Origin of the sequence: Neorhizobium sp. T6_25 (genome assembly GCF_002968555.1) — a bacterium.
Taxonomy (GTDB): domain Bacteria; phylum Pseudomonadota; class Alphaproteobacteria; order Rhizobiales; family Rhizobiaceae; genus Neorhizobium.
The window spans coordinates 1-12,761 of sequence record NZ_PVBL01000006.1; the positions used below are offsets into that span (position 1 = coordinate 1).

The window sequence follows — 12,761 nt, forward strand, 5'->3', positions numbered from 1 at the left end:
GTGAGCGCAGGTTCATCATGTCGTCGGTCATCGGTGGTGTCCTTCAGGTTGGCTCTAAGCAACCCGACCCTAACGGAAATCACCGATGGCTATGAAATCCAGCTACACCACTCCATGGGACACGATCTCTTCGGCGACGAGCACGGTATGCGAGGACATGGCAGGCTCCATTGTTGTCAGTTACTCAACTCGTCCACGCCCAATTATGATCAGCCCCGACTGAACAGTATTTGGAAACATATTTGATAAGACTGTAATGTACGGCGACCAGAAGACCTTCGAGCGGTGAAATCGCCAGACACCTGACCAGGCGCGGAACGTTTAATACTTCTGCGGGTTCTCGAAGCACGTCCCAACCTCGGAGTGCCTCATGACCACGAAGCCCCTGGAAGAACTGTCAAGGCAGCTTCAGAAGATCGACTTCTGCATGCTCAGCACCAGCAGCGACGCTGGCCCCTTCAGCACCCGACCGATGAGCAACAATGGTGACGTCGAATACGACGGCGATTCCTACTTCTTCTCATTTGAGGAGACCCGTAAGGTCAGCGACATCGTGCGAGACGCCCGCGTTGGCCTCACGTTCACCGCACCGCCAAGTCTGCTCGGCAAGCCCGGTATCTTCGTGGCGGTAGACGGCACCGCTAGCCTGATCCGCGACAAATCCGAGTTCGAGGCGCACTGGGTCAAAGACCTCGATCGGTGGTTTCCCGAAGGGATCGATACCCCTGGAATCGTCCTCATCAAGGTGTCGGCGAGTGAAATCCAATACTGGGACGGCGAAGACAACGGGCGAATTCCTCTCCCCGAGCGCCGATGATCGAGACGCTATCAAAGCTTCGGTGCTGCCTTGACGATTGCAACCTATAACGTCAATGGCATCAATGGGCGCCTCGAAATCCTGTTGCGCTGGCTGAAGGAGGACAGGCCGGACGTGGTTTGCCTGCTGGAGCTGAAGTCTAAAACAATCCCTGAGAAGGAACCCTCCCGGGCCGATACGGAGCCGCGTGGAATGGTCAGAAGTCCTGGAACGGTATCGCCATTCTCGTGAAAGGAGCAGACCCCGGTCACCCGGCGCGGGCTGATATTTCACCAAAACCCGGCTGGGAAAGAGTTGACGATCAGAGCCACGGCCTTCGACGGGCCCTGATCCGACCTCTAGGCCCGGAAACCTAAGCTTACAACCTAAGATGTCCTCACCTCTGAAGCCGAGATATCACCAGCTAGATATCGCCTTCCGCGATCCGCCGGATGCTCCAACTACAAACTGGTCGCCATCTTCATCACTACTGAAAGGCCATCTCCAAAGGCAGCGAACATTGTCACGTCATTCCAGTTCAGCTTTTCGGAATTGGCTCATTCCCTCAACCATCGTCAAGGCGACTTGCACAACGTCCTCCTCGCTGAGGTTAGGATCTGCTGAAAGTCGGACAGTTATTAGGTCGTTGCCTTCTCCTTTGAATTCGACGGTGATTGAGCTGTCTGTGGTCTTCGCCACGATGATGTTGGTCACTTGCATTACGTCACTTCCCGTCGCAGACTTTGGAAACAAGTTCCCGGCGGTCGACAAAAAGGTTCGTGACACCAGGCTCATGGTCGGTGTGCGAAAATTTCGCGTCCAATTCCCCTGGCAAGGCCAGCGCCTGTTCGACGTTCATGATCCCCACCGGGAGGCGGTTGCGCTCTGCCTCGATGACCACCTATACAACTTTCCAACTTTCCATCAGAATCCTCGCATCTGCTCGTTTGGCACGGGAGGAACTGCCAATCGTTGTGCTTGTTCCTTGAACAGGGGCCCTTCGACCGACTGCAACGAGCTTCTCTCGTTTGGTTGGTTGGGCCACTGGGTTACCGAACAGGTCCAACGGCTCAGGTGAGGGCACCGTTGGATCCGTCAGACTATCTGAAATACGGCCACCGAATGATCGCGGACTGTTCGGCCGTCCTGCCCAGACCGCGAACTCCACTTTCTCCTGCGCCCTTATATCTCGATGGGCTATGAAGTAGCCCTGGTGGTCAGGGGCGTTCTCGTAGTCCGCATTTTCGTTCTCGAACAAGCAGACACCGCCAAGCTTCGCTTTGTACCGCATCGTGCGGGCCTCCGCAGTTTACGCACCCCGCACTGACGCACGAGTGTTTGACCATACCCCGAACATAAAATTTCGGACTGATAAGGAAGCCGCCTCCTCGTCTTGAAGGCCGTAGGATTCGGCTTCCCGCCGAGGCTTTGTCACTTTGCGGTGACGCGTAGTGCTCCAAGATCGCCAAACGCGCGGTGAAGTGCGGCGGTTTTGTCAGCGGATACGTCTGCGGACACCTCAATCTCGCCACCAAGTCTAGCGTCGTCCCGTGCATCTTCATTCACCGCCGCAGCGTCGCCGCCGCTTACACCTGCCCCCGATGAATTCTCTCGACCGGCAGCCCGAACGAAGATGTCCGTTCTTTCCACGCCGAGGTGCTGAACCAGATGCTCGACCGCAAGGTCCGCTGCTTCACGCGTTTCGAAAGTGGCGATGATGGTTTTGTTGCTGCTATCTGACATCGGCTTCTCCTGTGACAAGGGACAGAAGCTTCAGCTCCCGAGTAAGTTCCAGCAGGCGTCGATTTCCGCTTGCGTTTTGCATTCCGGCTTTGTGTGTTGCGAGCACCTGTCTGAAATCTATCCGATCAACCAACAAAAGCTGCGCTCTGAGAGCCAGGATTAGAAAACGAATTCAGTTGCTTACATTTTGGGACAAAATCTGATGAGTTTCGGGACATCTGTGACTTTCATCTCTCCATAACCCATTGATTCTGCTAGATGTACTCGGTCATTTCACTTGCGTTTCTACACGTAGCATCGCCCAAATCAGGCGAACATGCCTAAGCCGGCCGTTCGCAGCTTTAGACATGCTGGCAAGCCCGCGTCTTCTCCTCATCCCAAATGAGCTAACGCTTATCGAAAGTATCTTGGCGGCCGATTCCGCTTGCGCAATCTGGTAGTCGGACACGCGCACGCGAAGAAACCCAGGATTGGGCAGAATATCCATATCGCCGCCTCGCTCTCGTTGACCGACTTCCCATTGCCACGATGAACGTTCGCGATTTCGAGTTTATCGACCGATGTACCCTATTCCAGGAAACTACAATCCCAGGGAAGAACGTTGGCACGTCCGAATGAGTCCCCTGCCCTTCGAGAAATCAAATGCCTAAGCGTGGCCGCAAAGCCCCCCGAGTGCAGCCGGTCGCAAACGCCAGGCAAAGCGCCTGGTGTCGGAGTTATGTGTTGCTCCGGTTGCAAGGCAGGCCGATGAATAGCTCATCTCCTTCGAGCCGATAGCGTTCGATGGACCTCGATCACTGCGCGAAAAGCTGCAATGACACTGAAGAAATGAACTGGCACTAAGATGAGGAACCCGCCAGAGCGGAACGTGCGAGGACGTCCCCCAGAATGAGGGGGATAATTCCTCCAGCTTTCAAGATTGCCACCTCAGCACTTGTCTCGATAGCAGCAGTCGCTGTGAACGATATTATGCCTCCCTCGCTACGCTCAACGGTGACGGTGATAGGACAGCGTGGCTCGATGAGGCCGGGGTCGGCGATGATTTCAATTAGATCGCCAGGTGTAAGTTTAAGAGCTTCGGGCCCGCAATCGGCAGGAAGTCGCATGGGCAGAATTCCCATGCCGATCAGGTTCGAGCGGTGAATGCGCTCAAAGCTCAAAGCGAGGACGGCTCTTGCACCCAGAAGTGATGCGCCCTTAGCGGCCCAGTCGCGAGACGATCCCATGCCATATCGTTCGCCAGCGACGATAACCACCGGCTGGCTGTCCGCCGCGTATTGATGGGCCGCGCTCCAGAGAGGAGCGACCCGCCGCGACGGCCAGTGGATGGTTGAGCCAGGGGGCAGATTGTCCCTCAGCAGGTTGCGGACTGCGCGGTTGGTGAACAGTCCCCGGACCATAGATTCCCAATTGCCGCGCCGCGATGCGTGTACATTGAGGTCCGTCGGACTTTCGCCTCGCTCTACCAAGTATCGCCCGGTTTCACTTTGCGCAGAAATTGCTCCGGCAGGAGAGATGTGGTCGGTGGTGATATCGTCACCAAGGACTATCAGCGGCGTCGCAGAATAGGTTCCAAGCAGACTGCCTTTGCCGAGGCCCGCGAATGGCGGCCGCCGGATATAGGTCGAATTTTCATCCCACGGGAACACCGTCGTCGTTGGCGCATCGAGGTCGTGCCAGACGCGGCTCGCTTCGGCATCGTCGTAGGCGGGCATAAAGTCGCCAGGGCTTGAAGCCAGAGCGAGCGCCTCGTCAATCTCTGTACTGCTTGGCCAGATCATCGGCAATCGCACCTCCGTACCGGCGTCGGAAATGCCGATCACATCGGACAGGATGTCAAGGTTGACAGTTCCAGCCAAGGCAAACGCGATCACCATTGGTGGCGATGCCAGGAAGCCCGCTTCAAGCTCCGGATGGACCCGGCCGGGAAAATTGCGATTTCCCGAGAGCACGGCGACAGGCAGGATATTCCTCTCCAGTATAGCCGACGAGACCTGTGGCGTTAAGGGGCCCGAATTCCCGATGCAGGTTGTGCAGCCAAAACCGACGATCCCGAAGCCAAGCGCCTCAAGATCCTCCAGCAGACCGGACCGACGCAGGTAGCGCTCTGCAGTTGGCGATCCCGGGGCGAGCGATGTTTTGACCCACTGGGGCGGACGAAGACCGAAGGCTCTGGCGTTCCTGGCAAGTAGTCCTGCGGCGATCACCAGTCTCGGATCGGAGGTATTGGTGCAGCTCGTAATCGCGGCGATTGCAACGGCACCGTCATTGGGTTCCCCGGCACAGCCATTTCGCGCGCCCGGTTTCTTCATGGACGCAATCGCTGCCGCTGAGGCGCTGACGGCTATCCTGTCTTGCGGCCGGGTTGGTCCGGCAAGACTAGGCTCGACGCTCGATAGGTCGATGTCAACGACATTTGTGTAGGTGGGGTTCGCTTCAGGATCGAACCAGATACCGACTCGTCTCGAATACTTCTCGACCAGATCAATCTGTTCATCCGTTCGCCCAGTCGCGCGGAGATAGGTGAGCGTGCTCTGGTCTATGGGAAAATAGCCGCTATTGCCGCCGAACTCAGGGGTCATATTAGCGACCACGGACCGGTCACCGGCCGTCAGCGTCGATACACCCGGCCCGAAGAACTCTACGTATTTGTCCTGCAAGTCGATTTTACGGAGGATATGTGTTACCGCCAGCGCGAGATCGGTCGCAAGGACGCCGTCCCTCAAAACCCCCGTCAGGCGGACACCGACAACGTCCGGCACGCGCAGGGCTACAGGCATGCCGAAGAATACGCTTTCCGCCTCAAGTCCGCCGACGCCCCAGGCAAGAACACCGATCCCGTTGATCATCGGCGTATGACTGTCGGTGCCGATCAACGTATCCGGGGCCAGCCAGCTCCTGCCATCCTTCCGAACGACGCTGACGACAGTCGCCAACCGCTCCAGGTTCAGCGTATGCATGATGCCCGTGCCGGGCGGGTGGATGTGGAACTCGGCGAGCGTGGTGGTCGCCCATTTCATGAACCGGTAGCGTTCGGCATTACGCTCGAACTCACGCGTCATGTTCTTCCGAAGGGAGCCCGAACCGCCGAAGAAATCCACGGCGACCGAATGATCCGTCGATACATCGACTCGGACAACGGGATTGAGCAATGCGGGGTCACCTCCCGCCTCCGCCAAAGAAGATCGCATTCCGGCAATATCGACAAGGGCCGGACCGCAGGTCGTGTCATGCATCAGAACGCGGTTCGGCAGGAACGGGATTTCCAGCTCGCTAGTACCCGTTGCGAGCCACCCCAGGATGGCGGATGCGGCTCTCGGTGCGTCCGATCCGGCCGTACGCAGGACGTTCTCCAACAGGACGCGATGAATGTAAGGCAGTCGCGCGAGATCGTCGCCCGCCACCCTTGGAAGATCAATGATCTCGTATTCGGTATTTCCAATCGTGAACTTGCTGATCACTGTCATTTGGCAATTTGCTTCAAGCTTTGGCTCCATCCCATAATTACATAGTATAGCCATAAAATGCAATTGTGCCGAACGTGTTGTATCCAGCCGAGGTGGACTTCGCTCGGACTTAGAGCTGAGGTGTCTTGATCCGTCCCGCACCCATGATGTGCGTGTAGAGAAAGGCGGCGGCCTCCGTGCGCCGGTCCGTTTCCAGCAAATCCAGAATGTGAAGATGCTCGATTGTCTGTTTGGGAAGGCGGCTGCGATCAATGGTGACGTGGTATTCGACAAGCCGTCGCAACCGATTGATGCGCTTGATCGAGTCGAGAAAGAATTCGTTACCGGAGCAGGCCACGAGCATTTCATGAAAGTCGTTGTTAGCCTTGAATATCTCTGCGCGCGACCAATGCTGGTACCCGCCATCGCCGAGTGCAGCCTGCACCTCCCGCGCCTTCAAAAAACCTTCGTAATTCGGCTCGAAGCTCGGCAGCAACATTGCCTGTTGCTCGATGACGGCGCGAAACACATAGCCTTCTTCGTAGCTCTTTCTCGATGTCAGGGTCTGGCGGAAGGTCCAGCCGTTGCCTGGCAGTCTTTCGATCCAACCTTCGTCCGAAATCCTGTGAAGGATTTTTAGAAGCTTCGTGCGCGGCAAGTCATAAATGCGCATCAGCTCGCTCTCGCTGACCCTCTCCGGTAGGACGCCGGACAGCCGATCTTCGGCTATTCTGAAATAGACCGGCTCCTCACGGTCGCCCCCTTGGTCGCCCTCAGCCTTACTGGCGACATCGATTTTGTGGCTGTCGATATCTAGGAAATAACCGCGATTGGCTTCCGCCCTAACGATCCCGCGCTCTTCAAGCTTGCGCAACGCACTCATAATCGGCGCGCGAGAGACCCGGAACGTGTCGGCGAGTTTCTGCAGAGGCAGATGCTCGCCTTTCCGCATTTCGTGTGCTCTCACGAACTCGATGATCTCGATGCTGATCTGGGGGGAGAGGCTGTTTCTGGCCATGCCGGTGTCAAATTCCTTTCGCCCTGCGTCCTAAGATTGTCGGCTGCAGAGAAGCTTCAAAGTAAGTTCGCGACAATGCTCGTCACGTCAATCCTCATCCTGTTGAAACCGTGACAAACCACGGAAGATGAATGGTGCGACAAGGGCAATCGTTGCGATGGCGATCATGATTGCCGAACCTGGATGCTGAAACAGGATCATCGGGTCGCCAAGGCTCATCTGCACCGACCGCCGCAAGGCGCTCTCTGCGAGCGGCCCGAGGATAAGGCCAACCACCGCAGGCGCGATGGGGTAGTCATACCGCCGCATCAGGAATCCGACCGCGCCAAAGCCAGCCAGAAGGAGCAGTTCGATAACGGATGGGTTCGCTGCAATCGTTCCCATGGATGCGAACACCAGAATACCCGCATAAAGCCAGGGCAAAGGAACCTTGAGCAGCTTCACCCATATTCCAACCAGCGGAAGGTTAAGCACCAGCAGCATGACGTTAGCGATAAACAGGCTCGCCACCAGTCCCCAGACCAGATCGGCATGCTGTGTGAAGAGAAGTGGACCCGGCTGGATATTGTATTGCTGGAACCCTGCCAGCATCACGGCGGCGGTCGCGGATGTCGGCAGTCCCAGGGTGAGCAGCGGGACAAGTGTTCCCGCGGCCGATGCGTTGTTGGCGGCTTCTGGCCCGGCAACGCCTTCGATGGCTCCGTTGCCGAATTCCTCTGGTCTGCGGCTAAGTTTACGCTCGATGTTGTAGCTCAGGAAGGTCGGAATTTCCGCCCCTCCTGCCGGAAGAGCGCCAATCGGGAAGCCGATGACAGTGCCGCGCAGCCAAGGCTTCCAGGACCGTTTCCAGTCCTCCTTTGTCATCCAGATCGAGCCTTTCACGGCAATGGGCTGTTCCGGTTTATGAAAGTGTCGGGACGCCACCAGAAGGGCTTCACCTATGGCGAAGAGGCCGACGGCAAGGGTCGTTACCTCGACGCCGTCCAAAAGTTCTGGCACGCCAAATGTGAGGCGCGCCTGCCCGGTGAGTTGATCGATACCCATCAAACCGAGCCATAATCCGAATGCCAAGCTCGTCAGGCCTCGCAGCGGAGAAGAGCCGAATGTCGCCGATACGGTGACGAAGGCGATCAGCATCAATCCAAAATAATCCCATGGGCCGAATTGCACGGCGACCTTGACCAGCATGGGCGCAAGAAACGCCAGGCCAAACGTGGCAATCAGAGCGGCAACAAACGATCCGATGGCAGCGGTGGCAAGCGCCGGCCCGCCACGACCAGCCCGCGCCATCTTGTTTCCTTCCAGCGCCGTCACCACCGACGCGCTCTCCCCAGGTGTATTCAGGAGAATGGCCGTCGTCGACCCACCGTACATGCCACCATAATAGATGCCAGCGAACATGATGATTGAGCCGCCGGGGTCCAGCTTGAATGTCACGGGCAGCAGCAACGCCACCGTCAACGCCGGACCGATACCGGGAAGCACGCCCACGGCAGTGCCAATGATGACGCCGATGGCGGCGTAGAGCAGATTACCGGGCTGGATCGCCAGCGAGAAGCCGTCGATCAGGAACGACATCGATTCCATGAATTGTTGTCCTTAGAGCAGCCGCTCAAGCGGGCCTTGTGGCAGCGCGAGGGTCAGAAGCTTGTTGAAAAGCAGAAACACGAACATGCCAATGACCGCCCCGAGACAAACGTCGACGAGCAGTGCCTTGCGCCCGAAGGCACGAGCGGTGAAAGCAAAAAGCAGCGTTGAACCAAGAATGAAGCCACCACCCAGCCATATCGAGGCGACCAACCCTGCGAGGGCCAACCCGATCCAGGCCACAGCTTTCCAGTCGGCCGTTTCGATCTCGATATCAGATGGCTTGAAGGCGGAGACGAGGTGCCCAATGCCAAGGACAAGAAATAGCAATGCAACGAAATAGGATGCGCCACTCGCGCTCATTCCATACGTCGCCCGCGTCGTCATCTGACTGGCATCCCAACAGGTGATCGCTGCAACGGCAAACAGTACGACTGCAATTACCGCCGGGGTGCGGTTTAAGGAACTCGGGGCTTTGGTGGGCATGTTTTCCTCATTGCGAACGGGAGGAGCCAGGCTCCTCCCCCTTTGCCGCAAGATCAATCGGCCAGGCCGATGGACTTCAAAACCGTGTGTACACGGTCAGTCTCCGACGCGATGAAAGTCTTGAACTCGTCTGCCGGTGCATAATAATCGCTCCAGCCGCGCGTCTTCAGGATGGTCTTCCACTGCTCGGATGTTACAGTTTTGTCGATCGCAGCCTTGAGAGCGTCGAGGTCTTTACCCTGAACATCTGGGCCAGCAAAAATGCCGCGCCAGTTAACCAGTTCGATGTCGAGCCCTTGGGCCTTGAGCGGTTTGGCGTCGATGCCATGGATGGGTTCGGGATAAGAGATCGCCAACGCCCGCAGGTCACCCGACTTGATTTGACCCTCCCACTCCCCATAGCCCGAAACACCAGCGGTTGCCTGTCCGCCGAGCATGGCTGCGAGTGACTCGCCGCCGCCGGAATAGGCCACGTAGTTTACCTTGCTGGGGTCTGCACCGGAGGCCTTGGTGACAAGCGCTGCAAGGATGTGATCTGCGCCACCAGCCGAACCGCCGACCCAGATCGTCCTGGCGACGTCCTTCTTGATGGTTGCCTGGAGATCAGCAATCGTCTTGATCGGTGAGGCCTTCGGCACGACGATCACCAGCGGGTCGCCGGTCAAACGCGCCAGCGGGGTGACCTTGGTCAAATTGACAGGCGACTTGTTCGAGATGCTTGCACCGACCAGGGTGATTCCAGCGACCAGCAATTGATTGGGGCTGCCTTTGGCCGATCCGATAAATTGGGCCAGACCAACCGTACCGCCCGCACCGGGCACGTTGACGACCTGCACACTCTTGGCATTGCCGCTGGCTCGCATCGCTTCCTGAAGCGAGCGAGCCGCTGAATCCCAACCGCCCCCCGCTCCGGCGGGCGCAGTAATGGTCAGTTCGAGATCCTGGGCTGAGGCCTGAACGTTAGCCAAACCGACAACGCTGCCGACTACGGCGGCCAACAGGCCGTATTTCATGAAAGTGCGCATGGAACATCCCTCCTCGCATCGAAAAAGGCTCACCTCCTGAGCCGGACAAGGCAATTTGCATTATATAACTATAAAAGTAAATACCGTCTTCGTCGCGCTTTTTTCGACTACCCCCTCTGCAACGGAATTCCGGGGCTCCACCGCACACCCCTTGGGGCAAGTCGGCGTTTCACGCATATTTAGCCTTAGGGATTGCGATCCTGGAGAAACTGATGTATTCCTGGCTATGAGGTACGTACCTCATTTAACTCTTGGTGCGAGCGGAGGTGCGTCACCGAGATCGATTAAATTTCAGACTTTACGGTTCGGCGACAGGGATCAAGGGCAGTTCCAGGAGGTGATGATGACGGGCTTGCAACTCAATCCAGATTTCGCCATCGCGGACGAGGAGTCGCTTCGGAGATTTTTCGACCCAACTCATTCCCTGGCAATACTGAAGAGTCAGGAATCCCTTGGCGAGCACGCGCAAGAGTTCATTCGGCGCTCGCCTTTCTTGTGCATAGGCACCCAGAACTTGGAGGAAAAGGCCGACGTCAGTCCCCGCGGTGATCCTCCGGGATTCGTCAAGGTTCTTGATGAGCGCACCCTTGCGATCCCGGATCGACCTGGCAACAATCGCCTTGATACACTGAGCAACATCATCGCCAACCCAAGCGTCGGGCTGTTGTTCGTCATTCCCGGTTTCGACGATACATTGCGCGTGAACGGGCGCGCAACTCTCACCAACGACCCTCAACTCTTGAAGAGGATGAGCATCACTGATCGGGTCCCGAAGCTCGCTATCATCGTAAGAGTGAGCGAAGTCTTCATGCATTGCGCCAAGGCGTTCAGGCGGTCCCGCTTGTGGAGTCCTGATCATTTCCAGGACCGCACTGAGATGCCCTCGCTCGTAAAAATCATTCTGGATGAGACGACAGGCGCGCCGAAAGATGGGGACGAAATGCGAAAGATGGATGAAAAACTCGAACAAGACTACCAAAGGACACTTTACTAGACGGAATGTGTCGGAGCGCCAATGCGGTCCGCTTTCCAGCTCTGACCAAGCACCATCGGACGTCCATCGAACTGCCGTGGCTCGCGAAAGCCACGCTTCCTTTTGCTATCATGCCTTAGCCGGTTCCCACAGCTCAATCGGATTGCCTTCCGGATCGTAAATGCGAGCAAAGCGACCAACTTCCGAATCCCACTCGACACGAGTTTCCACCGCGATCCCGCTTGCTTTCAGCTCTGTTATGAACCCATCGAGGTCATCGACCCGAAAGTTGATCATCCATTGCTGTTCCGCTCGGCCGAAATATTTGGTGTCTTTGGAGAAAGGACCAAAAATTGTTGCTCCCGTCTCTTGCTGCCATACGGACTTGTGCAGATCATCAATTCCAAGATGCTTCTCGTACCACGCGGCAAGCCCGGTCGGGTCAGTTGCCCGGAAGAATACACCACCAATTCCAACAACTTTCGGCATGGCAGTTCCCTCTACATGGGGCACGACGATGCCCTTGGCGAAGCCGGCATACAAGTCAAAAATCGCAAGAATGCGGTCTAAGCATATGCTGGGCTGCGGCGGATTTGCCTGGAATCCCCAACGTGATTGGCTGCGGGAACAGCAACCGCTACTTCGATGAAAAAGCCGCGATGGTCGCCTCGCACGACTCCCTGAACCGTCTGCTCGACCCTTCAGGCCCACTAGTCTGGACGCTCACGCGAGCGCCTTCAAGCAGAAGGGATAACGTGTCCGCCAGCAGCTGGGGGTTCGACGAACCTGCTGCCTCGCAGATCGCCGCGAGTCGGTTGCGCTGGGAATTCTTGAATTCCTGAACAACCGCGTGGGCTGGGTGATCGCTGTCACGCAACTCGACGGCAGCGTTTGCCAGATCGCAACCGCCGGGTTCCTGTTCCAGACGGTCCACCTGGAATTCGACCCATCGCTTCAACTGCGCGGCAGCGTCTCCTGAGAAATCTCTCTCCAGCTCGTCCCAGATGGCCCCCGCCCGTTGCGTCACCTGGCGCAGAGTTGCGCAAAGAAGCTCGTCTTTTGAACCGAATTTTCGGTAGAGCGTCATCTTGTTCGTCTGGGCGGCCTCCGCAATGGCGTCGACGCCGATCCCTCGAATCCCGAATTTTCGAAAAAGGTCGGCTGCTGACGACACGATGCGGTCACGGGGAGGAATGGCCGCCGGGGAGGAATGATCGGCGGCTTTATCTGGAAATTTCGAACTTGACATGGGTGTGACCGGTCGGTAACGCTTTATCTGTTACTTACCGGTAACACCCCACCGTAGCTCAGTCAAGGATCGCGAGAGGATTGGAAATGGCACGGCATGACGATCTGACGCTCAACGAAATCCTCTCCGACCCGATGATCCTCTTATTGGCTCGCGCGGACGGATGGTCGACGGCCGAGTTTCGAGACGAGATGATCTGGGCATCACAAGAGCTGAAGCGTGGGCCAAGCGACCTCGATGCCACCGCAGCCCGAGTTTCGCAGCGAAACGGCCGTCCCCTTGAGGCAGGGTGCTGCGCCATTTAGCTCCCTTTTCGCGCAGCTCTGAACTCATGGCCGGAGCACTGAAGAACGTAACGTTCAAGAAAGCAACAAAGGAGGGATGGGACCTATATGATGGGGGTTTTTTGAGAACGGTCACTTCTGGTGAGCGTTGTGC

General features: G+C 57.1%; 13 protein-coding genes and 1 pseudogene. 4 read left to right on the forward strand and 10 right to left on the reverse strand.

The genetic code is table 11. The features are described from left to right. Nucleotides 1-370 precede the first annotated feature (370 nt). On the forward strand, nucleotides 371-817 hold the full coding sequence (locus C5L10_RS09840; protein WP_105429500.1) for a pyridoxamine 5'-phosphate oxidase family protein: 447 nt from the start codon (nucleotides 371-373) through the stop codon (nucleotides 815-817). Nucleotides 818-847: 30 nt separating this feature from the next. Then, nucleotides 848-1,081 (forward strand): annotated as a pseudogene (locus tag C5L10_RS34275) (endonuclease/exonuclease/phosphatase family protein); the annotation flags it as partial. A gap of 243 nt (nucleotides 1,082-1,324) precedes the next feature. On the opposite strand, the gene C5L10_RS09850 reads toward C5L10_RS34275, so the two are convergent. The 8 genes from C5L10_RS09850 to C5L10_RS09885 all read right to left on the reverse strand — a co-directional run bounded on the left by C5L10_RS09850 (nucleotide 1,325) and on the right by C5L10_RS09885 (nucleotide 10,101). Continuing rightward, nucleotides 1,325-1,516 carry a hypothetical protein gene (locus C5L10_RS09850; RefSeq protein ID WP_105429501.1) on the reverse strand — a complete coding sequence of 64 codons (192 nt, stop codon included), beginning with the start codon at nucleotides 1,514-1,516 and terminating at the stop codon, nucleotides 1,325-1,327. Nucleotides 1,517-1,520: 4 nt separating this feature from the next. Next, entirely contained in the window at nucleotides 1,521-1,697 is a 177-nt protein-coding gene (locus C5L10_RS33590; protein WP_172716978.1) for a hypothetical protein, read from the reverse strand. Nucleotides 1,698-2,227: 530 nt separating this feature from the next. Further along, complete coding sequence (locus tag C5L10_RS09860) at nucleotides 2,228-2,539, reverse strand: hypothetical protein (protein WP_105429503.1); 312 nt, start codon at nucleotides 2,537-2,539, stop codon at nucleotides 2,228-2,230. An 839-nt stretch (nucleotides 2,540-3,378) separates the two neighbouring features. Further along, a complete protein-coding gene (acnA, locus tag C5L10_RS09865; protein ID WP_105429504.1) occupies nucleotides 3,379-6,006 on the reverse strand; it encodes an aconitate hydratase AcnA in 2,628 nt (875 codons plus the stop codon). A 109-nt stretch (nucleotides 6,007-6,115) separates the two neighbouring features. Next, nucleotides 6,116-7,003, reverse strand: a complete 888-nt coding sequence (locus C5L10_RS09870; protein WP_105429505.1) for a GntR family transcriptional regulator — start codon at nucleotides 7,001-7,003, stop codon at nucleotides 6,116-6,118. Between the two features lie 87 nt (nucleotides 7,004-7,090). Further along, a complete protein-coding gene (locus C5L10_RS09875; RefSeq protein ID WP_105429506.1) occupies nucleotides 7,091-8,590 on the reverse strand; it encodes a tripartite tricarboxylate transporter permease in 1,500 nt (499 codons plus the stop codon). Nucleotides 8,591-8,602: 12 nt separating this feature from the next. Then, entirely contained in the window at nucleotides 8,603-9,076 is a 474-nt protein-coding gene (locus C5L10_RS09880; RefSeq protein ID WP_105429507.1) for a tripartite tricarboxylate transporter TctB family protein, read from the reverse strand. A gap of 53 nt (nucleotides 9,077-9,129) precedes the next feature. Beyond that, nucleotides 9,130-10,101, reverse strand: coding sequence for a tripartite tricarboxylate transporter substrate binding protein (locus C5L10_RS09885; protein WP_105429508.1), 972 nt, complete (start codon nucleotides 10,099-10,101; stop codon nucleotides 9,130-9,132). Between the two features lie 343 nt (nucleotides 10,102-10,444). Here C5L10_RS09885 and C5L10_RS09890 point away from each other — a divergent pair, with 343 nt between their 5' ends. Then, nucleotides 10,445-11,095 (forward strand): MSMEG_1061 family FMN-dependent PPOX-type flavoprotein, encoded by a 651-nt coding sequence (locus C5L10_RS09890; RefSeq protein WP_105429725.1) that lies wholly within the window; start codon nucleotides 10,445-10,447, stop codon nucleotides 11,093-11,095. 108 nt (nucleotides 11,096-11,203) lie between these two features. On the opposite strand, the gene C5L10_RS09895 is transcribed toward C5L10_RS09890, so the two are convergent. Further along, nucleotides 11,204-11,563 carry a VOC family protein gene (locus C5L10_RS09895; RefSeq protein ID WP_105429726.1) on the reverse strand — a complete coding sequence of 120 codons (360 nt, stop codon included), beginning with the start codon at nucleotides 11,561-11,563 and terminating at the stop codon, nucleotides 11,204-11,206. A 148-nt stretch (nucleotides 11,564-11,711) separates the two neighbouring features. Next, nucleotides 11,712-12,323: a TetR/AcrR family transcriptional regulator gene (locus tag C5L10_RS09900; RefSeq protein WP_105429509.1), complete on the reverse strand. Its 612-nt coding sequence runs from the start codon at nucleotides 12,321-12,323 to the stop codon at nucleotides 11,712-11,714. Between the two features lie 86 nt (nucleotides 12,324-12,409). Here C5L10_RS09900 and C5L10_RS09905 point away from each other — a divergent pair, with 86 nt between their 5' ends. Next, entirely contained in the window at nucleotides 12,410-12,628 is a 219-nt protein-coding gene (locus C5L10_RS09905; protein ID WP_105429510.1) for a hypothetical protein, read from the forward strand. Nucleotides 12,629-12,761 lie beyond the last annotated feature (133 nt).